Here is a 24,323-nt window from a genome sequence, read left to right on the forward strand (position 1 = left end):
CATCATACTGAGGGGCTCTGTTTTTTTCAAAGCCGATATTTAACGCTCTACAGGAATGCTAACGGGGCAGGATAGTTGAATAAGGAATTTATATTTACATCTAGAATATACATAATTAGGGAATGTGGAGGTGGGAGCTTAACTGGAAAAGGGCAGTATTCTCGCTCTGCTCGACTCCAATAAGGGGGGCAAGACAACGGTTACAAAGAAGATTACTTACGGAATAATAGTGACTTTGAATTTGATAAAACCGAGAATAAACGTCCGATGAACATATGGCTCTATGCTAAGTGGTGGACATATCTAGATTCTGATCACCCAGAAAATACCAATATTCAGTCTCTTTGATGCATCGAACACGCTTTCAAGCATTGATAACAAATAGAGATTTTGTAGAACAATAGGGCTGATAAAAAAGTAAAGAGAGGGAAACCAAATGAAAAAGATTACAACGGGACGAAGCAACAGTAGCTTCTCCGAAGCAGGACTGCGTAGACTGCGTGAGGTGCTGACACGGCATGTCGAGTCCGGGAAAATCCCTGGACTCGTCGCCCTGGTCAGCCGGTACGGTGAGACGCACGTCGAAGCGATTGGGACGATGCGCCATGACGGTGGCGCGGCGATGCGTAGGGACACGATCTTCCGGATTGCCTCGACGTCCAAGCCGGTCACGATGGCTGCGGCGATGGTCTTGCTCGACGAGTGCAGGCTGCGGCTGGATGACCCAGTAGAGCAGTGGCTGCCCGAACTCGCCGACCGGCGGGTGCTGAAGCGGATCGACGGCCCGCTGGACGATACCGTGCCGGCGCGGCGGCCGATCACAGTACGGGACCTGCTGACCTCTACGTTCGGGCTCGGCATGGATATGACGTCGCTGGGCACTCCGATCATGGGCGCGATATTCGAGCAGGGGCTCACGCCCGATCTACCGGAGCCGATGCCCGAGCCGGATGAGTGGATGCGCCGCCTGGGCACACTCCCGCTGATGCACCAGCCCGGAGAGCGCTGGCAGTACCACATCAGCAACGATCTACTCGGAGTGCTCGTCGCCAGGGTCACGGGCCAGTCGTTTGAGACGTTCCTGCGCGAACGCATCTTCGACCCCCTGGGCATGAAGGACACCGGTTTCCACGTGCCCGCCGACAAGATCGACCGGCTGCCGCCCCTCTACGCCCCCGACCCGCAGACCGGAGAGTTCATCGTGTGGGACGAGGCCAAGGGGGGACGCCACAGCCAGCCTCCAGCGTTCCAGGGCGGCGGAGGCGGACTTTCCTCCACCGTCGACGACTACCATTCCTACTTCCGGATGCTGCTAAATCACGGGATGCAAGGGACCGAACGGATCCTGTCCCGGCCCGCCGTCCAGCTGATGACCACCAACCGCCTCACGCCCGAGCAACAATCCGTCCGAAACGCAATGGCCAGCAACAACGTCCATGTGTCATTCGGCCAAGGGCAGCACGGCGGCTGGGGCTTCGGGATGGCGGTGCGCACCTACCGTGGTGACTACGCGTCCATCGGCCAGTTCGGCTGGGACGGTGGAACCGGCACCACGACGTACGCCGACCCGGACAAACAGCTCACTGGAATCCTGCTCACCCAGGTCGGGATGTCCACCCCGGATTCAGCGCGGCTTATCCACGACTTCTGGACCATGGTCTACCAGGCAATCGAAGACTGACACCGAGCCCGCTCCTGGTACGCCCGCCCTCAACCCACGACACCCAACGGTCAGCCCCTGTCGGCCGATTGGAAGCAAAAGTTGCCTTTGGTACTTTGCTTAGCAAGATTGTGAGATATTGTTCTTAACAATAGGGTGCGTTAGTTCCATAGGATGTACTAAAGAAGACCACTTTTAGGTGGTCTCTTTTATTCGTTCAAAAATCAACATTAATATATAACAAAGCCTATTAGAAATGGAGATGTTTGAAATGGCTAACTAAAACAATATGATCGAATTGGTGAAAGAAGTAAAAGAGGGAGAAATTGTGACAGAAAAATATCTCACTCCTGTGTTCATCCCTTTTTCTGTGGCAGTCGGAAACAGATTAAAAGAAAAGAATTTAACATAAAGAATCGGAAAAAGGATTAGAGACATTCTAACTAAGTATGAGAAAGTCTCGGTCAAAATGAGTCGTACTGGTGACACTTTTCTATCATTATCGGCACGTACTAAAGCAGCTAATGAATGGGGAGCTGATATTTTTTTCCATCGATTATTAAAAATGCTGTTAAACAGGCATTTGTGATGTTTTAAGAGGCCTGATTATGCTACAAAGTCTGTTCCGTACACAAGTTCACCGATGGGAATGCGAACAATAAATATCTCAAACCCTTGGCAAATCTGGTGTCAGGTTTTTTTTATTTTTTGGCTTTGTTAAGTAGTATTGTTGTTTTTTAGGTATAAAATATGGGAACGTCCGATTTGGACGTTCCCGTTCTTATTCCATTAAAGCCCGCCTATAATGGAATAACTGTAAAGTTAATGAAGCTTTTTTAAAAGCTGCGTTTCCCTGGCCAAACTCCTTGCATTTTACTTAGGAAAACAATTTGCCCAATATGATATGCGTCGTGCAATGCTAAACTCTTCAGTTCAAGCACTAATGAATTATCTTCTCCTGGGATCTGTCTATACAAATCTTCATGTTCTGATTTTGCTAGTATTTTTCCAAGTTCACGATGAACATAAAAGTATTCTTGTTTTGTTTCCTTCCAATTTTCTAACGTCTCAGTTGGTAATCGAAATGTAGATTCATTATTTGCTGCCTGTGGTTCATTCGCTGTTTCACCAAGAAATCGCATCAGAAATCTCTTTTCATAGAAAAGTAAATGACAAACTAATTCCCAAATGGAATTCATTGCCCCATCAGCTGGTTTCCAAATTGCCTGTTCAAAAGTAATATCCTCTAGCACTTTTTCAAGTGGTGGAAACCAGTCTTCTTCATCTAAGCAGCTTGCCCATTGTTGTAACAAAAGTGTCTTTACATCCATTTTCTATTCCCTCCAATTTAATCCCTTTAATAGATAATCCCTTTGGTCAAAATTCATTTGCGGCGTGTTGTAGATAGCTCACTAATTAAGGTGTCATGCCAATTCCTTGTTCAATTAATCTGGCCCTTAACGGAACAATGAATGTTCCGTTATTTGGAAAATTCTGATAACCTTAGTTTATCATAAGTTGTGTTAACTGAGAAAGAACAACTGTCTAAAAACCATTTTGGTTATCGTAAAGTTATCTTTTATATGTTTGATGGTGTCTAAGAATTGGAACCAGCTCAAATAATGGTCTAGATATTTAGTCGCTACATCATTAAAACACTCCATCCAGCTCTATAAACGGCTGTGATAACTATTTACATTCTGGATGTGATCCAAATGCTTCTTGTAGGTCCATATGATGATGAACCTCAAAGTTTTAAATTAATGAATGAATTCATAAAAAATAATAGTCTTGAAAGAACTTCATTACAACATACAGAAATATATCTTTCAGATTTTAGAAAAGTTGAACCTGCAAAATTAAAAACCGTTTTGAGATATAAGGTTAAGCCACTTGAATAGCATAATCTCTTAACTCCTAACATGAATTCATTATTTAATGTAGCAAAGATGTTAAGTAGTGTACTTAAAGTTACAGTTGCATCCATAGGGTGCAATAAAGGAGACCGTAAAAAATGAAGTGAGCCTATAAAGTTTTCCATAATCGGGTGTGTTTGTGGTTGGGTGCTATGATAATATCCTCATAGTTAAATGAGGGTGTAAAAGAGGAACTAACAGCCCACCCTTATTTTATATATTTTACCTATTGAAAAACATTAGCATCTATTATTTGGGGTGCTTTTCTTTGCAGGGAATTAGTCCCTTTTGTCAAATTAGTTAAACAAAGGGGATGAAAAAATGAATGATGATTATGAGAAAATCGGTATTTTATTATCCAATATGACAAACGAATTAGTGTCGAGTAGAGTAAGGGTTAGAGCTATAGTAGAATTACTGGGTGAAAAAGGACTAATAACCCGCGAAGAGTACGAAGATAGGTTTAAAAAAGTTTTTGAACGAGATGCAATTTCGTATAGAAATGATCTATTGAAAAAAGTCAAAATTGATGAATAAAAGGAGAACGCATCCATTAATTTGGATGCTTTTTTTATTGGGGTGAGACCGATGAACCATGATGAGAAAAAGAAAGCGGTTAAGAAGACAGTGAAGCTAAGTCGTAGAAATCTGGAATAAAATGATTTAAATTGAACTATTTGTCACGAACTTAAACGGTTATTGGACGATTATTACAAATGCGACAATCCTGACATTAAAGAAAAGATACTTTGCGATAACAAACTTTTAAGCGAATCTTTGTTTCTTAATGATTTGTCAGATTGTGGAGGCCAAAAACTTACATATCCCACGGTTTGCGTCAACTCTACAATAAGCCTTATATATCATCAAGAGCTACAGGAATTACAGGTACTGCAGGAACCACAGGGGCTACAGGTATCACCGGGTCTATAGGAATTACGGGAGGGAGCAGTCCATATATAACAAACGCTTCAAAACACACAGTCTCTTGCGGACACTGCTTTCTTGATTGTAGACAATTTCTTTTTTTTCTCGCCAACGATAAAACATTTTCATCAAAGGCATAATTAAAACAAAGATGAACAGTAGCCTGAACATTTGGAACATCGAAACAAGCGAGACCTCTGCATTAACTGCTAATAATACCATTTGATCTATGCCACCTGGGGCTGTGATTAATATTAACTCTTGTCTTTGCAATGGATGATATTGACTTAACTTTGCTTTCCCTGCTATTTTGTTTATTTTTATTTTGAATCCTTGAACTCCTTTGTTCATACAAGCGAGAAACTCAGCATCTACATCTTGCAAACTGTATGAACTGTCAGGAGATTCGTACTTCGATACCATATCATGTAGGGCGCTAATTAACTCATGTTCATCCTCTTGCAGTTCGACTTCTCTGTAAACATGAACGGTCACATAATTCCATGTTGGTACTGCTTTATCCGACTCATACCAAGATCGAGAGATATAACAATGCAGGCCATGAAAAATAGCTAAGACGGTTTGATTTTTGATGTATTTCTAGGTTAAATCTATAGTCATGACAACTTCTCATCTATACAATTTAGTCTTCTAAAAAGCTAACTTTCATTTAGTTAGCTTTTCTCTGATACAGCTGTGTTTTTTGATACGGGAGCATTTTTGCCTAATATAACAGAAAAGACAACAATCACTGCTATTACAAGAGTGAAGATTGTGATGGATTCATCTAGAAATACTGTTGCAAATAGAATCATCAAAAATGGTTGTAAATATTGAATCTGACTAACTCTTGCTATCCCGCCCATAGCCATTCCGCTATACCAAGCAACATATGCTAGAAATTGACTAACCACTGCGAGATAAATAAAACTAATCCAAGCATGTATTGGGGCATGAAGCATTTCAGTTGTCAGGTTTAGCCCAACTGGAATAATGAAAAATGGAGCACCGATCATAATTGCCCAAGCAATCACTTGCCAGCTACCTAATTCTTTCGCTAATTCTCCCCCTTCTGCGTAACTAAGTCCCAGAATGACCACTGCTGCCAGTAAAGCTAAATCGGCGATTTGTAATTGGCCGAATCCAAGATGAAGTGCATACATAATTACCGCTAAAGAGCTGATCATACTTGAAATCCAGAATTTGAGAGATGGGATTTCACCTGCCCTAAATATAGCAAATCCGGCTGTCGCTAACGGTAACAGAGCTAATTCCACAGCTCCATGCGAAACTGGCAAGGATTCCATTGCCCAAGAAGTGAGGAGAGGAAATCCTAAAACTGCACCAAAAGCAACAATGAGTAGACGTTTAAATTGACAAAGAGAAGGTAGTTTTTCCTTACGAACAATTAGTACCACGGCTACTAAAATAGCGGCTACGACTGTTCTTCCTAAACCAACGATCGCAGTCCCGAAATATTCTACTGCAATACTTGTAGAAGGGAGTGTTAAGCTAAAACAAATGACCCCCACTAATCCCAAAAATAATCCGAATTTTTCTCTTTTTTCTCCCTGCATCTTTTCAGACCCCCAATTATACTTTGTACCACATCTGTACCGTTTTTTTCTTATCTTTATAACAGTTTTGATATAATTAACATACTATGAGTACATTCAATAAAAATACACCATTTTTTTACCTATCTGTCCTGGTACAGTTGGAGGGGGATCATTAAATGAATTCAAAATATATTAAGATAATGGAAGACATTAAGCTTCGACTAGAAGATGGTTCGCTAATTGCAGGCAGTAAACTGCCTTCTGTTCGTCAGTTATCTGAGTATTTTTCATGTAGCAAAAATACGGTCATTAAAGCATACGTAGAACTTGAAAAAGAGCATTTAATTTATTCTGTTCCTAAGAGCGGCTACTATGTTGTGAATGAATACCAAAAAGCGACGGAAGAAAATGAGGTGATTGATTTTTTGTCTGCCGGTCCAGATAAAAATGTTATGCCTTATGTTGAATTTCAACATTGTATGAATCAAGCAATTGATCATTATAAAGAAGAGCTTTTTACATACTCTGATCAACAAGGGCTTTACTCACTACGAGTACAGTTGGTGAAATATCTGCAAAATTTACAGGTTTTCACTCAACCAGAAAGATTAGTCGTTGTATCTGGCTCGCAGCAAGCCCTTAATTTATTAGTGTCTATGCCATTTCCAAATGGAAAAAACAATATTCTAATTGAACAGCCTACTTATTTCGGATTCATTGAGTCGATCAATCTGCATCAAACTACTACTTTTGGAATTGAATTATCAATGGAAGGGATTGATCTTGATCGTCTGGAATACATTTTTCGAAATAATGATATAAAATTTTTCTATATTATCCCGAGATTTCACAATCCACTTGGACATTGTTATACGAATAGCGAAAAGAAAAAAATCGTTGAGTTAGCTGAAAAATACGATGTATATATAGTGGAGGATGATATATTAGGAGACCTTGATCCAAATCCAAAATCAGATCCTTTATTTTCTTTTGATCCTTCTGGGAGAGTGATCTATATTAAAAGCCTTTCGAAAATTTTTCTCCCTGGGTTAAGGATTGGTACTGTCGTTCTTCCTGCATTAATGATTAACAATTTCATACGATATAAATTTAGTTCGGATTTTAATAGTTCAGCACTTTCTCAAGGTGCGCTAGAAATCTATTTAAAAAGCGGTATGTTTAATAGCCATCTCAAAAAAGTCAAAGAGGTATATAGGACTAAAATGCAGATCCTTCAAGAAGCATGTCAATTATTGCTGCCGGCCAATACTTCTTTTTCAAAACCGACTTCCGGATTCTATCTTTCCATCAGTTTGCCCGAAAATGTGAAAGCAAAACAGGTGGTTCATATGTTAAATGAGCAGCATATATATGTTGATGATGCCTCTAGAATGTTTTTAGCAGAATATAAAAAGGAAAATCTCGTTCGATTATGCATCTCACAAGTGAACGAGAGTCAAATTAAACTGGGGGTAGAGCGATTGGCTCACTGTATTGCTTTAATTGACAGTAGAAAAAAACATATTACTCCAAATAACTTTTTACTCATATAGTATGGGTAAGTTTTTATAGATGCAGATTCAGAGGATTATACGGATTTCAAAGCATTTATCAAAACGGTTGATTATGTAACTTAGAAATTTAGCAATGTTCTTTTTGAGTCATAATGATAATAAACCTTTATGTGCTCCCATTTCATAAAAGGCAAGATAAAGGGTTAAAGCTTGAAGAAAGATTGAAATATTCAGTATGTTTTCTGTGGAGTCTTTGAGGTACCCTAATAAACCTGCAATAATATACTATATACCAATTGATTTTAAGATGTAATATATGGGTTACTTGAAAGGAGTTTTCCTCATGAATATTACATCTTTTTTAATTTACTGTTTTATTGTAACTTTTACACCAGGACCTACTAATATCGTGATATTATCCACAGTGCATAATATGGGGACAAAGAAGGCAATGGAATATACGTATGGAGCAACTATTGCTTTTGGTTTATTACTTGTTATTTCTGCTATGTTGAATACTATGCTAGTAACGATAATCCCAAAAATTTTGATCGTTATGCAGATAATCGGAAGCTTTTATATGTTCTATCTCGCTTTTCAAATTTATAAAATGGATACATCAAAACCAACTGTAAACCAAACTGCCACTTTTGTGTCTGGATTCCTTATGCAGTTTTTAAATCCTAAGGTGGTTCTATTTACAATGACTGTAATTCCCAGCTTTATTATGCCCCACTATACCGCAATGCCTGCAGTGTCAATAAGTGTTGTTTCTATAACCATTGTAGGATTTTTAGCTTTTATTACATGGGTTCTTTTCGGTACGCTCTTCAAGGAGTTTTTACAGAAGCATGAAAAGTTTGTTAATGCCGTGATGGCAATATCTTTAGCTTATTCTGCTATAATGATTTGGATGTAGATAAGGGGTGAATTAAATGGACAAATTTATCTATAAAAAATCTGCAGGTATTACGGCGTTGTCAGCCAGTATTACTGATTTTACGTATAAAAAGCACTCTCACAAGGAATATGCGATAGGTGTAACATTGCGTGGTATTCAGCATTATAACTTGGATGGAAGTTTACAATTATCATATCAAAATGGTGTTATGCTTTTTAATCCAGAACAGGCACATGACGGAATGGCACATGATGAGGCAGGTCTTGATTATGTTAGCTATATATTGAGCCACAATTGCTTTTAGAGGTTATTGAGAAAAAGGATTTAGTACGATTTTCAACTCCCATTGTGTATGATTATAGAATTGAACAAAGAATATTAAATCTTTCTAATGCTATTTTAAGTGAAAAAGATGAGGCTTTGTGCAGTGAATTACTCTTATCCCTCGCAGATAGCCTTATTCAAACTAATCTTTCTACAGACTGTAAGAAAGATAACGCTCCAATTAGAAAAGCAAAGGAAATGTTTCATACCAATTTAGACAATGTACTTAAACTTGACGAGATATGTAAAGAGCTTAATTTATCTAAATTCCAGTTTATCAGATTATTCAAGGCCCATACTGGAATTTCACCATATCAATACTTTCTTAACTGCAAGATAGAACGTGCAAAGCAGCTAATAGAAAAAAACGGAGATATTTATTCAGCTGTTGCTGATTGTGGTTTTGTTGATTTAACCCATTTAAATAAACATTTTAAAAGCGTATATGGAATAACGGCATTTGAATATATGTCACATTTAAAATGAGAAGGGATAAATTAAGACTGATTCTTTTAACAAGGTAAAACTAAATATTACAGCATTTTTAATGGGTAGAATTTGTGCACATTAGACGTTACCACGGCTATCTATCCTGAAAATCTTCAAGAAATATAATGGCGGCAATCGTATAAGTCTACACGATTAAATTAGGATAAAAATAAAAGGGGGAATAAAGTTGTCTTTAAACGTAGGGGATATTATTAAATTTGAACGGACTTTCACCAAAGAGGATGTTGAAATGTTCACAAAAGTATCCTGGGATGAGGGGAATCACCATATTACTCCCGATGAACAGGGGAGACTTGTTATTCAAGGGTTGTTGACTGCTTGTTTACCAACAAAAGTTGGTGGAGAAAACAATGTACTGGCTCGTACTATGAATTTTGAGTTTATTAAACCAGTTTTTACAGGAGATACAATAATATGTGAAGTAACGATCGAAAAGTTTGAAAAGAAAGATAATGGTAGAATATCTATTTTGGCAACTTTCCTATGCGCAAACCAGAATGAGGAACAAGTATTAAGAGGAAGCTTTGCGGGAGTCATATTATAAACGTATATACTTAGCTGCTTAATTTTATTCTGTTTATTGTTTTTGAACTGATTCTATAGCGCCTACCCCGCAGGTAGCAGCATGGGTGACTGAGACGCAAAACCACACAGGGGACAAATTGGGGGCGACTGTCATTGTCGGTGTGCAAATTCGATAGATATAACAGTGATCATAAGTGTAAATCCAAATGATGATATAGTTACTATATTTTGATTATTCAGATTAGTTGATTATTTAAGGAGGAATAGCTTATGAACAACTCAAGTATTATTTTTTTTGAAAGAAAATTTCCCAGTGCAAACATGTTACTTATTAAGGATCAGCTCCCGGTCCTTATTGATACTGGTTTTGGAAGTGATGCGAAAGGTACAGAGCAATTAATTAAAGAAGTAGGCGTTTCACCTGAAGAATTACACCTTATAGTGAATACGCACTATCATAGCGATCATGTAGGGGGGAATTTTCATTTTCAAAAAAATTTCGGTGTTAAGATTGCTGCTCATAAATGGGAAGCAGATTTAATTAATTCTTGTGACCTTGAATCCTGTAGTGCAGAATGGTTAGATCAGCCTGTAGAACCTTATCGAGTGGATATAAAGCTCTCAGATAACGATGAGATTAACACAGGTAGTAGAAATTTGAAAGTCTTGTACACTCCGGGACATACTTTAGGGCATATTTCTTTATATGAACCGGAAGAAGAAATACTAATTTGCGGGGATCTTTTCCACAAAAATGATATCGGATGGTTAAATATCTTCCGAGAGGGTGTAACATCTATCCAACGATCTATAGAAAGTTTGGATCTATTGTCCATGCTCACAATTCGAAAGGCATATTCGGGACATGGACCTCAAATAGAAAATCCTATGGTTTCTATTGATGCAGCAAGGAAACGGTTTGAAAAGTGGCTAAAGGCACCAGAAAAAGTTTCATGGCATGCTTGTAAGAGGATTTTTTCATTCACATTAATCATTAAAAATGGATTGGCAAAAGAAGAAGTTGATGAGTACCTATTACAGTGTGGTTGGTTCCATGATTTTGCACGCTACTCTTTCCAGCTAAATCCAGAGGAATTTATTCGAGTCCTGCTTGATGAAATGATTCGTTCTGGAGCAGCAAGCTGGCACAATGATCATTTAATTTCTTCCACTCCATATCACGCGCCACAAAAAAAATGGATGAATAAGAACATAAAGCCGAAAGATTGGAAGTCCCCAGGCTATCTCACATAACTAAGGAGAAATTTATGGTCTGATACACTTCGTTTAACTTGTTTTATACTAGGAATTCCTTCTTGTAAGCTACGCAAAAATTGATGGGTAACATGGAAAGAGGGGCAAAAAGGAAAGTGAACTGTAAATTGAAGAGACTTATGATAATAAGGAAAAATGTTGAATAGATTATTAGAGTATCATAAAGAAAATCAAGAAAAATAGAATTCGCTAAAGATCACTTGGGGAGAAAGAAAAGATCATTCGTTACGAGGGTGCTTGTGAAGGATTATCAGGTTGTTATTTTTGCTTTTAATGGGTTTTAGTAATTTTAAAGCATCCTGTCGAGGATGTTTTTTTATTGGAATAAATACACAATAACAAAAACAGTGATGTTAATTCATGTAGAATGACAATAAAGTTGCTCCATTTACAATAAAGTCATTTAATTTTTAATAAAGCTGTTTAAAAATTAGCTTGTTTATAAGGCGAGATTCTGATATAATTATTTGAAAATTTTTAAGGGGTTTAGAGAGGGTGAGTCAATTGACTAAAAAACTTAGACAATTGAAAAACGTTTCAGTGTTCCAAACGCTTCTAACTTAGAAAAATAATTTAGAAGCGAGGAATAGTTATATGAAAAATCAAAGAATCTTTAATAAATCATTTCTTTTTTTATTTACAAGCAACTTATTAGTTTTTATAGGGTTTGAAATGTTGCTTCCTATTTTGCCAGCCTATATGTTAAGCATGAATGCATCTTCCATTCATGTTGGTCTAGTAACAACATTATTTACGATAGGTGCTGTTCTAATCAGACCTTTTGTAGGTTACTATTTAATTGATAACCAACGGAAAAGTCTAGCCATTTGTGCAAGTGCAGCTTTAATGATTATAACAATGCTGTATCCATTTCTTAATATTATATGGCTTCTTCTATTGTTACGACTTTTCCATGGTGCAGCGTGGGGAGTATCGACCACAGCTAATAGTACAATAGTAGTTGATTTAATTCCTAAGACACGATTAGGAGAAGGAATAGGGTATTTTTCTATATCCACAACGGTAGGGGCTATCATTGCACCAAGTATAGGTATCCTTATCTATGACTCTTTTTCCTTCGATATTTTAATTTGGTCATCAGTAGTACTGAGCCTATTGGCAGTAATTGCGCTTCAATTTGTATATTCACCTACCACTGAAAAGCGTGAGAAGAAACCATTTCGATTATTGGATATGATTTTTGAAAAAGATGTTTGGTTCCAAGCGTTACTGACGGTTATTACAACACTTGGTTTTGGAGCGATCATTACATTTGTCGTTCTATTTGGAAAACAAAAGGAATTGGATCATATTTTTCTATTCTTCCTTATCAATGCAACTGTCGCTACATTACTACGTCCGTTTACGGGAAAATGGTATGACAAAAAAGGACCTTGGTCTATTATCATTATGTCAGCTGTGTTAGGATTTTTGTCACTTTTTATACTTTCTTATGCAACAAATGATCTTCAACTTATCATTGCGGCGATTTTATTTGGGGCAGGTTATGGAACTGTTATGCCATGTTTACAAACGTGGACTGTTCAAAATGTAAGAGAAGAAAAAAGAGGCGCAGCCAACGCAACCTTTTTTTCCAGCTTTGACGTTGGTGTTGGAATTAGCTCATTTGTATTAGGTATTTTAGCTGAATGGATTAGTTTAGAGATGATCTTCAGGTTTGTTAGTCTAAGTTTTATTGTTGTTGCAGTTTTAGTATATAAGGATTATTTAATTGAAAAGTCAAGGTATAAAAATATATAAATCGATGAAAACTATCCACCTCTATGATAATAGAGGTGGATTTGTTTGCAAAAAAGTGGATTATAATATGGCTTTTACTTAAGAAGGCTATTCAAGAAAACAAACCTTTAATACCAATACACTAAACCCGCAATACATCTAGTTCATCTCGTGCGCATACAGGGGATGCTTAAAAAGCAGCTGATGGCCTAGCCGGCAGGACAAGCGTCAAGAATCAGTGCTTCCTTTTTTATTTCACCGATTTTACAGTAATTTCCTTACCTGCAGAAGTGCTTTGATTTGTGAATCTCAAACTTTGGTTTAAAAAGAGGTAACTAGCTCCAAAGCTTATATCTGTTTTCGTAGGTGCAAAGTTTGGAGTTTAAGTTATAATAGTAAAAACATCCGTCTATATAGGATAGATGTCAGTAAGCTTCTTGATTAATACATAAAAAGGATTGGTGAATAAGTATGGCAATAGTTGATGTAACGGTTATTCCTGTCGGTACACAAACTCCAAGTGTCAGCAGTTATGTGGCAGATATTCAAAGAGTTTTAAAGCAATATGAAGAAAAGGGAGAAATTCGTTTTCAACTGACTCCCATGAATACAATCATTGAAGGCGACCTGCCTAAGTTGTTTGAAGTGATCCAAGCGATGCACGAAGTACCTTTTGAAAAAGGTCTTGTTAGAGTTTGTACGAATATCCGAATCGATGACCGTCGTGATAAAGACCGCAAGATGGAAGACAAAGTAAAGCGAGTGAAGGGCATGCTTGAGGAATAACAGGTTTTGTAAGTAAGAGGATTTCGCAGTGGAATGTATACAATAGGAGAACTATGCATTAGATGACCTTTTTGGCATTTGGATGGAAGCAGTTTTAAGTTCTTTGTAAAATAGAAAAGGATTATTATCTATATTAGATAATAATCCTTTTCTATATAGAGTTTCTTGTTTGATTTTTGTATTTGTGAGAGTTCTATCAAAGAACGGGGGACAAGTAGAAAGTTATAAGCGTTCGCCATATAGTTCCTTTTCTTCATTCGGATGAAAAAGAGTGAATCCTTTTGAACAAAAAACAAACCTTCTATCTATCTCGAATCCAGCCTTGTTCAAAATTTCAACAGTTCCATCCGCACCAGTGCCGGCATACCCGCAACTACAACCAGATAGGTGTAGCTCATTTCCTTTTTTGTCTATAAGTATGAGATCACTATCGAGCAAAAGATTGTCTTTATTAATTTCTTTAACAATTTTTGCAATTTTAAAACGGTCAAAATGATCTTTAACTGCTTCGAATAACGCAATACTTTTATCGGTAATACCGCGGTCTTCACCGTAATCTTTTATGATGAATACTTCCCGATTGTATGGTTTCTTATATAGATTGTACTTTTGGTAAGTGACGTCATTAATTTTATAAATAAGTGGACTATTACTATCCAGTTTTTGATTAAACATTATACCCCTCCTAAATAGTTAGTTTATTAAGTTTATTAGGAGAAAAAGAGATTAGTACTAAGAACGTGATAAGACGGCAAAATTTTTTCGTTTCTAATTCTCGTTAAGGAATTAATAGGAATTAATCGTGATACTATTGGGTGTGAATGGACGCTGTTAAGGGGAAGTGAAAAAATTAAAAAGCACCTAAAGAGTGAGTTTTAATACTATATCTATTTAAAGTAGTGAATAAACATAATGTTCATAGCAGTAATACTTTTTCCTTCATTGGAGTGAAGTTCCAAAAAAATCTTTAAAGAAAATAATACATAGAAGAACCCTCTGAACGTTTTCATAAATCATCGAAAGGCACTCATTTACTGAGTGCTTTTTCAGCTAGAGAAATATATTGTAAGAGTAAAGAGAAAAATAGTAGTAAGAAAAAAGAAGATAAAAAATGATGTAGTGATTACAGTAAAAACAAGAAACAATTCTAACGATCATTAAGGGGTAAATTCATTTTAAATAGTTTTGGAGTTTTTTGTAGGAGAGTTTCACATAGGTATTCAGTTAAAGCATAATTCCGAACAAATTAAGTGAATTTATATGTTTTAGAAGAAGAGGTTACATCTGTAAAACCCATTCATTTCGTAATGCATTTTTAGACGAGAAATTAAAGGTATCCAAATTGGCAGATATGACCTTTTGACAATTGTGATTGATATCGACCATATTGTGAACTGGTTTGTTTTCGGAGTCGTCACAAAATTGCAGAAAAAAATATGTATTTTAGAAACATGTTATGCCCGATACTAACAGAAAGCAGTAGGTGACACATGAAGAATATGACAACCCCTCTTTTTCATAACATTTAGTAAAAAGATAAGGGTGTGACAATGCTGAGTAGGAAGAAAAACGACCAAATCGTTATTTATATAATAAAAGGCTCAACAATTAAAAGGTTTTTAATCCTGGATCTAATTATTGGATCAGGAATTTTTTATGTGGTCAAATTCATTTCTTCAAGCTTATTAATAGCGAGTGCGAGCAGTTTTATTGGAACAGAAGGAATTAAAAAGGCACCGAAAGTTCTAAAAAATGCATTTGGATTAATAACCTAAAGACTAATGCATTCCCATAATGGTGCTTTGTCTTACAAGCAGTAAAAGGAGAATGCATATTATAAACGTCCGATATGTATTCTCCTTTTTATTCATTGGTGGTATGATTGTGGGCTTCGTACTGTAAGTCCTTATCTTGATATAGTAAATTTTCGAAAGACGATTGTATGGTTTTCTCCATTTGAACCTTTCCTTCTAAATAGTAACGATATTGCACCGGACTGATAGACTAAAGGTTACTTGCCCACAGTCCCTTTGTAAAAGCGATATTTTTTCATACGGACAGACATTTTAGCCCTAGTTCTTTCATGATACGCTGTACCTTTTTGTGGTTTACTTTGTGTGCGCGATTTTTGTAACCTGACCCGGCAGTTTCTAATATTATTAGGGTGAGGCCTGTGAATCTTATTCCTAAACAAACCATCCCAATGAGCGGATGAGTTCTTTAAAACGAATGCAGCGATGAAATGCCTTGGTATCAAATCTAATCCACTAATATCATCAACAATATTCATTAGGTATCATGGGATAAGGAATTTAAATTAAAACGGATACTCATTTAATCCTGTGCCGAAAAGATCGAATTCAGGATCTTTTGACTGAGTTATTGGAAGGGCGTCGGATTGTTCATTAGGTGAGTTGATAGCAGCTTCACCTTCAACTGACTCTACAGAGGTTTCGTAATTCTCTTTATTCAATGGGTTATCAATCATACTCATACTCATAATCATCTCCTTTTTATCAGATTAACGTATTTATTAATTCCCTAAATATTTTAATTTTATGCTAAAAAATATAGTGATGACTGGAATGCGTTGAAATGACCTGTTAAGACCTTGTAAGCAATCGTGCGGTAATCAGTTCAAAACAAGGAGTTACTCCCACTTTCGAAGGTAAAATAGTTATTTCGAAAGCAATAAATTACTAAACACCATTAAAGAACTAAAACAATGAAATGTATGATTATAAAAATAGCAATCAAACTCATTTAATTACTGCGTTTACTTTTTCTATTATACTTCAAGAAATCATGGTTCAAAAAATAGTGAAATAACATTTGAATTTGAATTAGTAGAGCAAAACCCTACAGATATTATTCAGAATTTCAATAAGGAAAATTACGATTTTGCTATGATCCATGCATCTATAATGAGTTAAAAAAATAAAAAAATATTCGGTTTGAACATATTCATGACGTCATATATGTATTGCAGTGGGTAAAAATTCACCTTTTTATTCTTTGTTAAAAACTAATATACGTTAGCGATGATAAAAGAATTGATGTAATAATAATGGCAATAAGTGGACGCATTGCTTTGGTACGTAGTTCTTTCAAGCTAATATTTAATCCTAATCCGGTCATTGACATTGTTAAGATAAATGATGTGAAGCCTGCAATATCAGTCATCACTTTTTGTGATACCGATACTTTATTACCAATGATATAGCTTCCCACAAAACTCATAGCGATAAAGCCAATTAAAAACCATGGAAACTCGAATCTTGCCTCCCCTTCTATTTTTCCTTTCTTTTTCATCCAAAACATGAGGATAAAGCAAACCGGAATTAATAGGAATACTCGTGTAAGTTTGGCAAGTAATGCGTGAGCAAGAGCATCCTGGCCTGCCGGGGCAGCAGCTAAAGCAACATGGCCTATCTCATGTAGGCTGATTCCAACCCAATTTCCGTAATTCATAGGACCAATAGATAAAAAAGGATATATTAACGTATAGATTATTGAAAACACTGTGCCGACTAATGCGATGATGCCTACTCCCATAGCCGTATCTTCATCTTTTGCTTTTATAATTGGCGATACGGCCGCGATGGCAGCCGCACCACAAATGCCTGTGCCGACACTTAATAATAAAGAAAGATTAAAATCTGCCTTCAGCCATTTTGCAATGATCATAAGAACAACAATTGAAAAAATGATCGTCATTGTCCCTCTTAGCAATAGAGGGAAACCCTGATGAAATATCACAATCATGTTAAGCTTTAATCCATAAAGTATGATGGCAAATCTCAATAGTTTTTTTGATGAAAATTGAATACCAGTACGTAATTTTATTGGATATCCAAAAACCTGTCTATAAACCACAGCTAATAAAATGGCACACGCAAGAGGTCCAATATGATTTAGACCTGGCAACGCTGCCAAAATAAAACCTAACACGGCTATAATCAATGTAAAACCAATTCCAGAAATCAAAGAAACATTTAGCTTTTTTGCCGCTTTTTTTTGCTTATTTGGACTGGGAGTTATTAACGCTTTTTGTTCCAATGTTTTTCAACCCCTTATTTGGATTATTTATAATTTATCGTAACTAATGATTTACAATAAGGAAAATAAATGATTATTATAGTTATAATAAGTAAATGCGATAGTTAGAAGGAGAACATATGGATCAACTATTATTTGTATTTATATCTGTAGCTGATAAAAGAAACTTTTCAAGGGCAGCGGAAGAGCTTCATATGACTCAGCCTGCAGTCAGCCAGCAAATTCAACAATTGGAAAAATATGTAGGTTCAAAACTACTTCTGCGAACAAACAAATCTGTCCAGCTGACTAAAGCAGGTGAAATAGTCTATTTACATGCTAAAGAAATAACAGGTTTATATAAACGAATGTCAATGTTAGTGAATGAATTAAATAACGAGCCAACAGGACCATTAAAAATTGGTGCCAGCTATACCTTTGGAGAGTATGTATTACCACATATACTTGCAAGAATGAAAAAACTATTTCCTAATATCTACCCTTCGGTACAGATTGGCAACACAAGGGATATTGCCAAAGCAATCACAAGTCATGAGATCGATGTAGGAATTGTAGAGGGGGAAATTTCTCTTAGAAATATATATATAAAACCCGTTTCCACCGACCAAATGTATATCGTGGCAGGGGGTAAATATCCAATTTATTTCAATAAGGAAGTTACACGAAGACAGGTAGAACAAGAGAATTGGATTGTCCGTGAAGAAGGTTCTGGTACAAGAGAGGCAACAGAAACATTATTTCAATCTTTACAAATACGTCCTTCCAAGTTAATGGAGTTCGGCAGCACACAACTTATAAAAGAAGCAGTTGAAGCCGGGCTTGGCATTAGTTACTTATCTGAACTTACTGTTAAAAAAGAAAGAATGCTCGGTACCATTCAAGTATTAAATGTAAAAGGGACACCGATAAAAAGAAATTTTTCAGTAATAACAGAATCTGTGGAATTGCATACGAAATCTATGAACTTATTTATTGAGTTAATAGAAAAATATCTTAAGAACCAATTATTGCAATAGCTCAATTTTATAAATCAATCAAAAATATAAAAAAAGACAAAGCTCTTTACTGGGGCTTTGTCTTTATTTAGAAGTAGATGTAGAGATCATCGAAGTAGCCCTCCTGTTATCCTGAATTTCCTTTTTAATATTATTAATACTTACATACAAATTAAAATCTTTAATTTTATTTAATTATAATTAATGAATATACTTAAAATGTAAATATTTTAAATATTCAAAATAGTAGGCGTTCAAAGCCTCCTATGTGAGAAAAGGGGTGGAATTCATTTAATGAGCTATAACTTAAACGAAAATCTAAAAAGAAGCGCAAGTAAATTCCCAGAAAGTATCGCTTATATCTATAGAGATGAAAGTGTTACTTATCAAGAACTAAATCAGAAGGTGGATCGATTGGCTGCTGGTCTGTATGTACAAGGAATCAGGAAGGGAGATGGAGTGGCTCTTATTTTAGGAAATAGCCCTGAATTTCTCATTGCGTTCCACGGCATTTTACGGCTTGGTGCATTTGTTGTTCCAATCAATCCTTTGTATACCCAAGGGGAAATCAACTACTTATTAGACAATAGTCAAGCCAAAGCGGTCATTACTCATGTATCTGTAGAACAGAAATTATCAGAAGTAAAAAAGCAATTGGAAAATCTGAAGCTTGTGGTTTATACCGAAGCCGAGGACCAGGAATCGACATGGGAGAATCTCATGGAAACAAGCACAAGCATTAATGTTTACGAAAGCCCTTACATTGATGAGGAAGACCTTGCAGTCATTCTATACACATCAGGAACAACCGGGAAACCAAAGGGTGCAATGTTAACGCATCGGAACTTGGTGTCAAATGCGGACTCCATTTCAAAATTACTAGAACTCGATGTTAAAGATCGTATCGTAGCTGTTCTGCCAATGTTCCATGTATTCTGTATGACAGTTTGTCTGAATGCGCCAATTGCTTGTGGGGCAACAATCCTAATCCAGCCTAATTTCAGCCCTCATGACGTGGTCAGCACCATTCGAGAAAAAAAGGCAACCGTGTTTGCTGGAGTACCTACGATGTACAGTTTTATTTATCAATTGCCTGAAGCGATTGCGGAGGATTGCCAATCTATTCGCATGTGTATCTCAGGAGGTGCTTCGATTCCGGCAGAGCTGCTGCATAAATTTGAAAACAAGTTTAATGTTTCTATCTTGGAAGGATATGGGCTTTCGGAAACTGCTCCTCTCGTCGCTATTAATCCTTTAAATGGGACTCGCAAGCCAGGTTCTATCGGCTTGAATATTCCAGCTGTCCAAAGCAAAGTTGTAGATGAGTTCGGAAAGGAATTGCAGAGAGGAGAAGTTGGAGAATTAGTTGTTCAAGGGCCGAATGTAATGAAGGGATATTTGGGGATGCCGGAAGCTACTTCAGCTGCTTTTAATGACGGGTGGTTTTACACTGGTGATCTCGCAACAATGGATGAAGAAGGATACATCTACATTGTTGACCGCAAGAAGGACATTATTATTGTTGGAGGCTACAATGTATATCCTCGTGAAGTGGAGGAAGTCCTATATCAACATCCTGCTGTGGTAGAGGCGGCCGTAATCGGAGTTCCAGATGGGGAATACGGAGAAAGTGTTAAAGCTTTTGTCGTAGTTAAGGATGAGCAGGTCACCATGAATGACATTATTCAATTCTGTCAGGATAAGCTGGTGAAGTACAAGCTTCCTAAGCGAGTAGAATTTTTTAAAGAACTGCCTAAGAACTCAACAGGGAAGATTTTGCGGAGAGAGTTAAGAGAATTGACTGAAGTGAAGTAAGAAATGAACCAACTTATTAAAGGGGGATTAATTATGTCAACCATTTTAAAGGAAAAAGTTAAAGGGCAAGTAGCGTGGAAAGGCACTGACCTGGCTAAAGATGAATCATGGGTTTATTATTTGTCTGAAAAAACGATTGCCTCGCTTGAGAACGCTTTAGTTCATGTTAAACAAAAGGGTTTAAAAGCACCTGATTTTTACAAAGAGGATTTTCCGATTCCTGATATATATGAAGAAATCGTTTACTTTGTTGAAGAGCTTGAGAATGGGAGAGGGTTCCTATTAATTCGTGGATTACCTATTGAAAGGTATACAGATGAAGAAGCAAGCATCATTTACTGGGGTCTCGGACTTCACATGGGCATTCCGGTATCGCAAAACGCAAATGGTGACCTCTTAGGGCACGTCAAAGATCAAGGTTTTAGCTTAGAAAATTCTAATGTACGTGGTTACCAAACGAAACTGCATCTTCCATTTCATGCTGATGGTTCTGATGTTGTTGGATTATTAAGCTTGCGAAAAGGGAAATCTGGAGGTCACAGCAGTATCATCAGTTCGATGACTGTTTACAATGAAATTCTGGAGAAGAATCCGGAATATCTAGGAGTTCTCTGTCGTCCATTTTACTTTGATCGTCGTGGAGAGGAAGCTCCGGGAGAACCTCCAGTATTTACATCATCAATCTTTAATTATTATGATGGTAAATTGAGCTGTAGATATGTCCGTTTATTTATTGAATCAGCACAAGCAAAAACTGGCATCCAATTGTCAAAAGTGGAAATTGAAGCATTAGACTTACTGGATTCCCTCCTTCATGATGAGAATTTACATTATAACATGATGTTGGAGCCAGGGGATATGCAGTTCGTCAATAATTATACGATTCTTCACTCACGTACTCAATACGAAGACTATGAAGAGCCGGAACGCAAACGTCATCTTTTAAGATTGTGGCTCACGATGCCAAATGGTCGGGAAATTTCCCCGGAATTCGCGATGTTTATTGATGAGAATACGGGTAAACCAGGTCGCGGCGGCGTACCGCAACGTAAAACAACATCTGGCGGTATTGTAGAAACCCTGAAGTGATTTTTTATAAAACGTTAATAAGAACGAGTGGGAACACTTTTTCAGAGTTCAGAAAAAGTGTTCCTTATATAGGGAAATGTGGGGAGATTTACATGACAAGTACTCCAAAATATTCTTGGATTATCTTATTATTCCTAGTTCTTAGCGGGATGATCAACCAAGTGGATAAAATAATTATTGGTTTGGTTTCCGTTCCTTTAATGAAAGAGTTACATTTAAGTCCATCGCAATGGGGAGTCGTAGGAAGTTCTTTCTTTTGGTTCTTTACCTTCTCCTCTATTATTCTTGGCGGCCTGGCCGATTCAAAAAACACGAAAAAAATGTTAACTTGGATGTCGTTGATTTGGTTGATAGTTCAATTTTTCACCCCTTTCGTTAGCAGTTTGTCTATGCTTTTGTTAACCAGAATGATTTTGGGAGCTGGTGAAGGTCCTGCCCCCGCTCTATCCACGGCAATCATGGGAAAATGGTTCCCGAAACATAGGCACGGCATCGGCTTTGGTGCGGTTCTATTAGGAACGACAGGGGGATCTGCGATCGCTTCACCATTATTAATCTCCTTGATTGATCATTATGGATGGAGATCTGCATTTATAACGATGGGCATTCTGGGACTGATTGTGCTGGTATTATGGATGATTTTCGGTAAAGAAAATCCTCAAGAAATCGGCTGGCCGTCGATACAGCAAAAGGAGCAGCAATCATCCAGCCTCTCTAAAGTTTCTTGGAGTCAGTTTCTTCCGCATCTATTATCTAAAAATTTTATTCTGATCGTATTGTGCGGGGGGGGTGCCTATTGGTTATTGTCCGTACAAGCGGTATGGCTTCCAGCCTATTTTACCAAAATTCAACATTTTAATGGTCAAACATTAAAATTAGCAGTGTCTTTACCTTTTCTTTTTGCAGCCTTTTGCCAATTAGGATTTGCCATTCTATCAGATCGGCTCTATCGTAAAACCAGAGATATTCGTAAGGCACGAATAAATCTTGCCGGTATAACGATGATGTTATCCGCTCTATGCTTATACCTAGCAAATGCCGCGAATTCCACGGCGATGTCCATATTGTTCTTCACCCTTGCTCCAGGTTTTGCGTATGTCATTCTTTCACTCGCACCCGCAATATTGATGGAGTTTTTTTCTCCCCAGAATATTGGAAAGGCACAAGGGACGTTCATTGCACTTGCGAGTACTACAAGTGTTATTGCTCCACTCGTATTTGGCTATCTTATTCAAAATGCGTCGACTGAAGCTATCGGATACGGATACGCATTTCAAGCTTCTTCTTTAGGGATGCTCATTATCGGATTATTGTTTTGGATCGGTGTACGTCCCGCAAAGGAAAGCCACACAATAATTGAAACAGATGAGAAAGTGAGTATTTAAGAGGTATAAACGTAGATTGAAAGATTCTTAGTAAGATTATATTGATCTAACTTAATTATAAGTTACAAATAATAATTTCATTTAATTAATAATAAGTGTGCCATGAATAATGAATTCAAAATATTCAGTTAATTAAGGTGATATAACAAATATAAAGGAGGAATATGTATGTCAGTTATTTTAAAGGAAAAAATTCAAGGGCGTTCAGCGTGGAAAGGTATCGAACTAGCAAAAGATGATTCATGGATTTATTATTTGTCAGAGAAAACCCTTGCAGCTCTTGACAAGGCTGTATTACATGTTCAACAAATAGGGTTAAAGGCACCCAATTTTAACAAGGAGGATTTCCCAATTCCTGATCTCGCTGATGAAATTGCTTATTTTGTTGACGAGCTGGAGAATGGGAGAGGATTTCTATTGATTCGTGGATTACCAATGGATCAATATACTGACGATGAAGCTAGTATCATTTACTGGGGTCTTGGACTTCACTTGGGCCTACCGATCATCCAAGGAAAAAAGGGTGACCTCTTAGGGCATATCAAAAACATGGGTAAAGACTTTAATGATAATACAACAGTAAGAGGTTACCAAACGAATGTACGTCTTGACTATCACACAGATCTTGCTGATGTTGTCGGATTACTATGTCTTCGTAAAGCGAAATCTGGCGGTTTAAGCAGTATCGCTAGTGCGTTGTCTATCTATAATGAAATTCTGGATAATCACCCTGAGTACCTTGAAATTCTCTATCGTCCATTCGCCCATGATCTTCGTGGAGAAGAAGCACCAGGTCAATCTCCAGTAGTTTCATCACCGATCTTTAGCTATTACGATGGTAAATTAAGCTGCAGATATATGCGTCAATATGTCGAATCAGCACAAACAAAAACAGGTATCTCTTTGTCAAAAGAGGAAATCGAAGCATTTAATTTTGTAGATTCCCTTACTGCTGATAAAAACTTTCATATTGATATGATGATGGAACCGGGTGATATGCAATTCGTTAATAATTATACCGTTTTTCATTCACGTACACTATTTGAAGATTATGAAGAAGATGACCGCAAACGTCATTTATTAAGATTGTGGCTCATGATGCCAAATGGCCGAAAAATTGCTCCAGGTTTCGAGTTTTATATAGGAGGAGCACCTGTAATTAGATAAAAACCGGTGGTAATAATAATCACCAATAATTCTAGAATGGTGATTTTATTCAACGAAAATGATGAATGAAATCACCATTTTATGTTTTTATTTTGAAGTGAGAGTTTCGTGACAGGAATAATGGTTTCGCATATAGACTGGGTAATTTAAAAATAACCTGAAGTGAGGATGATGTT

Annotated in this window: 20 protein-coding genes and 4 pseudogenes; 16 read left to right on the forward strand and 8 right to left on the reverse strand. The window is 37.1% G+C overall.

The window, feature by feature from the left end:
* The first annotated feature begins 436 nt into the window (after window positions 1-436).
* Window positions 437-1,681, forward strand: coding sequence for a serine hydrolase domain-containing protein (locus tag FNK51_RS25565; RefSeq protein ID WP_141995147.1), 1,245 nt, complete (start codon window positions 437-439; stop codon window positions 1,679-1,681).
* 406 nt (window positions 1,682-2,087) lie between these two features.
* Window positions 2,088-2,249, forward strand: coding sequence for a hypothetical protein (locus tag FNK51_RS27460; RefSeq protein ID WP_483296144.1), 162 nt, complete (start codon window positions 2,088-2,090; stop codon window positions 2,247-2,249).
* 247 nt (window positions 2,250-2,496) lie between these two features.
* Here FNK51_RS27460 and FNK51_RS25575 read toward each other — a convergent pair whose 3' ends face one another.
* Both FNK51_RS25575 and FNK51_RS27465 read right to left on the reverse strand, forming a co-directional pair.
* Window positions 2,497-2,991 carry a DinB family protein gene (locus FNK51_RS25575; protein ID WP_141995148.1) on the reverse strand — a complete coding sequence of 165 codons (495 nt, stop codon included), beginning with the start codon at window positions 2,989-2,991 and terminating at the stop codon, window positions 2,497-2,499.
* Between the two features lie 149 nt (window positions 2,992-3,140).
* Window positions 3,141-3,381, reverse strand: a pseudogene (locus FNK51_RS27465) (IS1595 family transposase); the annotation flags it as partial.
* A gap of 42 nt (window positions 3,382-3,423) precedes the next feature.
* Between FNK51_RS27465 and FNK51_RS25580 the strand changes: the two are divergent.
* Window positions 3,424-3,561, forward strand: coding sequence for a hypothetical protein (locus tag FNK51_RS25580; protein ID WP_286178891.1), 138 nt, complete (start codon window positions 3,424-3,426; stop codon window positions 3,559-3,561).
* Window positions 3,562-3,897: 336 nt separating this feature from the next.
* Window positions 3,898-4,113: a hypothetical protein gene (locus FNK51_RS25585; RefSeq protein ID WP_141995150.1), complete on the forward strand. Its 216-nt coding sequence runs from the start codon at window positions 3,898-3,900 to the stop codon at window positions 4,111-4,113.
* Between the two features lie 399 nt (window positions 4,114-4,512).
* Here FNK51_RS25585 and FNK51_RS25595 read toward each other — a convergent pair.
* Window positions 4,513-5,103 (reverse strand): annotated as a pseudogene (locus FNK51_RS25595) (FMN-binding negative transcriptional regulator); the annotation flags it as partial.
* A 74-nt stretch (window positions 5,104-5,177) separates the two neighbouring features.
* Entirely contained in the window at window positions 5,178-6,080 is a 903-nt protein-coding gene (locus FNK51_RS25600; RefSeq protein ID WP_141995151.1) for a DMT family transporter, read from the reverse strand.
* Window positions 6,081-6,238: 158 nt separating this feature from the next.
* Here FNK51_RS25600 and FNK51_RS25605 point away from each other — a divergent pair, with 158 nt between their 5' ends.
* The 7 genes and pseudogenes from FNK51_RS25605 to FNK51_RS25635 all read left to right on the forward strand — a co-directional run bounded on the left by FNK51_RS25605 (window position 6,239) and on the right by FNK51_RS25635 (window position 13,637).
* Complete coding sequence (locus FNK51_RS25605; RefSeq protein WP_141995152.1) at window positions 6,239-7,615, forward strand: aminotransferase-like domain-containing protein; 1,377 nt, start codon at window positions 6,239-6,241, stop codon at window positions 7,613-7,615.
* 304 nt (window positions 7,616-7,919) lie between these two features.
* Window positions 7,920-8,495, forward strand: coding sequence for a LysE family translocator (locus tag FNK51_RS25610; RefSeq protein WP_141995153.1), 576 nt, complete (start codon window positions 7,920-7,922; stop codon window positions 8,493-8,495).
* Between the two features lie 16 nt (window positions 8,496-8,511).
* Window positions 8,512-9,287 (forward strand): annotated as a pseudogene (locus FNK51_RS25615) (helix-turn-helix domain-containing protein).
* Between the two features lie 190 nt (window positions 9,288-9,477).
* Window positions 9,478-9,855 (forward strand): FAS1-like dehydratase domain-containing protein, encoded by a 378-nt coding sequence (locus FNK51_RS25620; protein ID WP_098372731.1) that lies wholly within the window; start codon window positions 9,478-9,480, stop codon window positions 9,853-9,855.
* 251 nt (window positions 9,856-10,106) lie between these two features.
* Window positions 10,107-11,090 (forward strand): MBL fold metallo-hydrolase, encoded by a 984-nt coding sequence (locus FNK51_RS25625; RefSeq protein ID WP_141995154.1) that lies wholly within the window; start codon window positions 10,107-10,109, stop codon window positions 11,088-11,090.
* 615 nt (window positions 11,091-11,705) lie between these two features.
* On the forward strand, window positions 11,706-12,872 hold the full coding sequence (locus tag FNK51_RS25630) for an MFS transporter (protein WP_141995155.1): 1,167 nt from the start codon (window positions 11,706-11,708) through the stop codon (window positions 12,870-12,872).
* Between the two features lie 450 nt (window positions 12,873-13,322).
* A complete protein-coding gene (locus FNK51_RS25635) occupies window positions 13,323-13,637 on the forward strand; it encodes an MTH1187 family thiamine-binding protein (RefSeq protein ID WP_141995156.1) in 315 nt (104 codons plus the stop codon).
* 222 nt (window positions 13,638-13,859) lie between these two features.
* Here FNK51_RS25635 and FNK51_RS25640 read toward each other — a convergent pair whose 3' ends face one another.
* From FNK51_RS25640 to FNK51_RS25660, 4 genes and pseudogenes are all read right to left on the reverse strand, one after another.
* Entirely contained in the window at window positions 13,860-14,312 is a 453-nt protein-coding gene (locus FNK51_RS25640) for a hypothetical protein (protein ID WP_141995157.1), read from the reverse strand.
* A 1,339-nt stretch (window positions 14,313-15,651) separates the two neighbouring features.
* A pseudogene (locus FNK51_RS25650) lies at window positions 15,652-15,764 on the reverse strand (IS3 family transposase); the annotation flags it as partial.
* 190 nt (window positions 15,765-15,954) lie between these two features.
* Window positions 15,955-16,137 carry a hypothetical protein gene (locus FNK51_RS25655; protein WP_141995159.1) on the reverse strand — a complete coding sequence of 61 codons (183 nt, stop codon included), beginning with the start codon at window positions 16,135-16,137 and terminating at the stop codon, window positions 15,955-15,957.
* A 518-nt stretch (window positions 16,138-16,655) separates the two neighbouring features.
* Window positions 16,656-17,696, reverse strand: a complete 1,041-nt coding sequence (locus FNK51_RS25660; RefSeq protein ID WP_483296142.1) for a YeiH family protein — start codon at window positions 17,694-17,696, stop codon at window positions 16,656-16,658.
* 119 nt (window positions 17,697-17,815) lie between these two features.
* On the opposite strand from FNK51_RS25660, the gene FNK51_RS25665 reads away from it, so the two are divergent.
* The 5 genes from FNK51_RS25665 (at window position 17,816) to FNK51_RS25685 (ending at window position 24,147) form a co-directional block, all read left to right on the forward strand.
* Window positions 17,816-18,712, forward strand: a complete 897-nt coding sequence (locus FNK51_RS25665; protein ID WP_141995160.1) for a LysR family transcriptional regulator — start codon at window positions 17,816-17,818, stop codon at window positions 18,710-18,712.
* 273 nt (window positions 18,713-18,985) lie between these two features.
* Window positions 18,986-20,506, forward strand: coding sequence for a long-chain-fatty-acid--CoA ligase (locus FNK51_RS25670; RefSeq protein WP_141995161.1), 1,521 nt, complete (start codon window positions 18,986-18,988; stop codon window positions 20,504-20,506).
* A 33-nt stretch (window positions 20,507-20,539) separates the two neighbouring features.
* On the forward strand, window positions 20,540-21,595 hold the full coding sequence (locus FNK51_RS25675; protein ID WP_141995162.1) for a TauD/TfdA family dioxygenase: 1,056 nt from the start codon (window positions 20,540-20,542) through the stop codon (window positions 21,593-21,595).
* Window positions 21,596-21,687: 92 nt separating this feature from the next.
* Window positions 21,688-22,980 carry an MFS transporter gene (locus FNK51_RS25680; RefSeq protein WP_141995163.1) on the forward strand — a complete coding sequence of 431 codons (1,293 nt, stop codon included), beginning with the start codon at window positions 21,688-21,690 and terminating at the stop codon, window positions 22,978-22,980.
* A gap of 168 nt (window positions 22,981-23,148) precedes the next feature.
* Entirely contained in the window at window positions 23,149-24,147 is a 999-nt protein-coding gene (locus FNK51_RS25685) for a TauD/TfdA family dioxygenase (RefSeq protein ID WP_141995164.1), read from the forward strand.
* The last annotated feature ends 176 nt before the right edge of the window (window positions 24,148-24,323 follow it).

This window comes from Bacillus sp. B4EP4a, assembly GCF_006680105.1.
Taxonomy (GTDB): domain Bacteria; phylum Bacillota; class Bacilli; order Bacillales; family DSM-1321; genus Peribacillus; species Peribacillus simplex_E.

Coding starts and splice junctions, on each gene's coding strand:
- FNK51_RS25565 (WP_141995147.1), top strand. CDS start 437: ATGAAAAAGATTACAACGGGACGAAGCAACAGTAGCTTCTCCGAAGCA.
- FNK51_RS25575 (WP_141995148.1), bottom strand. CDS start 2,991: ATGGATGTAAAGACACTTTTGTTACAACAATGGGCAAGCTGCTTAGAT.
- FNK51_RS25580 (WP_286178891.1), top strand. CDS start 3,424: ATGAATGAATTCATAAAAAATAATAGTCTTGAAAGAACTTCATTACAA.
- FNK51_RS25585 (WP_141995150.1), top strand. CDS start 3,898: ATGAATGATGATTATGAGAAAATCGGTATTTTATTATCCAATATGACA.
- FNK51_RS25600 (WP_141995151.1), bottom strand. CDS start 6,080: ATGCAGGGAGAAAAAAGAGAAAAATTCGGATTATTTTTGGGATTAGTG.
- FNK51_RS25605 (WP_141995152.1), top strand. CDS start 6,239: ATGAATTCAAAATATATTAAGATAATGGAAGACATTAAGCTTCGACTA.
- FNK51_RS25610 (WP_141995153.1), top strand. CDS start 7,920: ATGAATATTACATCTTTTTTAATTTACTGTTTTATTGTAACTTTTACA.
- FNK51_RS25625 (WP_141995154.1), top strand. CDS start 10,107: ATGAACAACTCAAGTATTATTTTTTTTGAAAGAAAATTTCCCAGTGCA.
- FNK51_RS25630 (WP_141995155.1), top strand. CDS start 11,706: ATGAAAAATCAAAGAATCTTTAATAAATCATTTCTTTTTTTATTTACA.
- FNK51_RS25635 (WP_141995156.1), top strand. CDS start 13,323: ATGGCAATAGTTGATGTAACGGTTATTCCTGTCGGTACACAAACTCCA.
- FNK51_RS25640 (WP_141995157.1), bottom strand. CDS start 14,312: ATGTTTAATCAAAAACTGGATAGTAATAGTCCACTTATTTATAAAATT.
- FNK51_RS25655 (WP_141995159.1), bottom strand. CDS start 16,137: ATGAGTATGAGTATGATTGATAACCCATTGAATAAAGAGAATTACGAA.
- FNK51_RS25665 (WP_141995160.1), top strand. CDS start 17,816: ATGGATCAACTATTATTTGTATTTATATCTGTAGCTGATAAAAGAAAC.
- FNK51_RS25670 (WP_141995161.1), top strand. CDS start 18,986: ATGAGCTATAACTTAAACGAAAATCTAAAAAGAAGCGCAAGTAAATTC.
- FNK51_RS25675 (WP_141995162.1), top strand. CDS start 20,540: ATGTCAACCATTTTAAAGGAAAAAGTTAAAGGGCAAGTAGCGTGGAAA.
- FNK51_RS25680 (WP_141995163.1), top strand. CDS start 21,688: ATGACAAGTACTCCAAAATATTCTTGGATTATCTTATTATTCCTAGTT.
- FNK51_RS25685 (WP_141995164.1), top strand. CDS start 23,149: ATGTCAGTTATTTTAAAGGAAAAAATTCAAGGGCGTTCAGCGTGGAAA.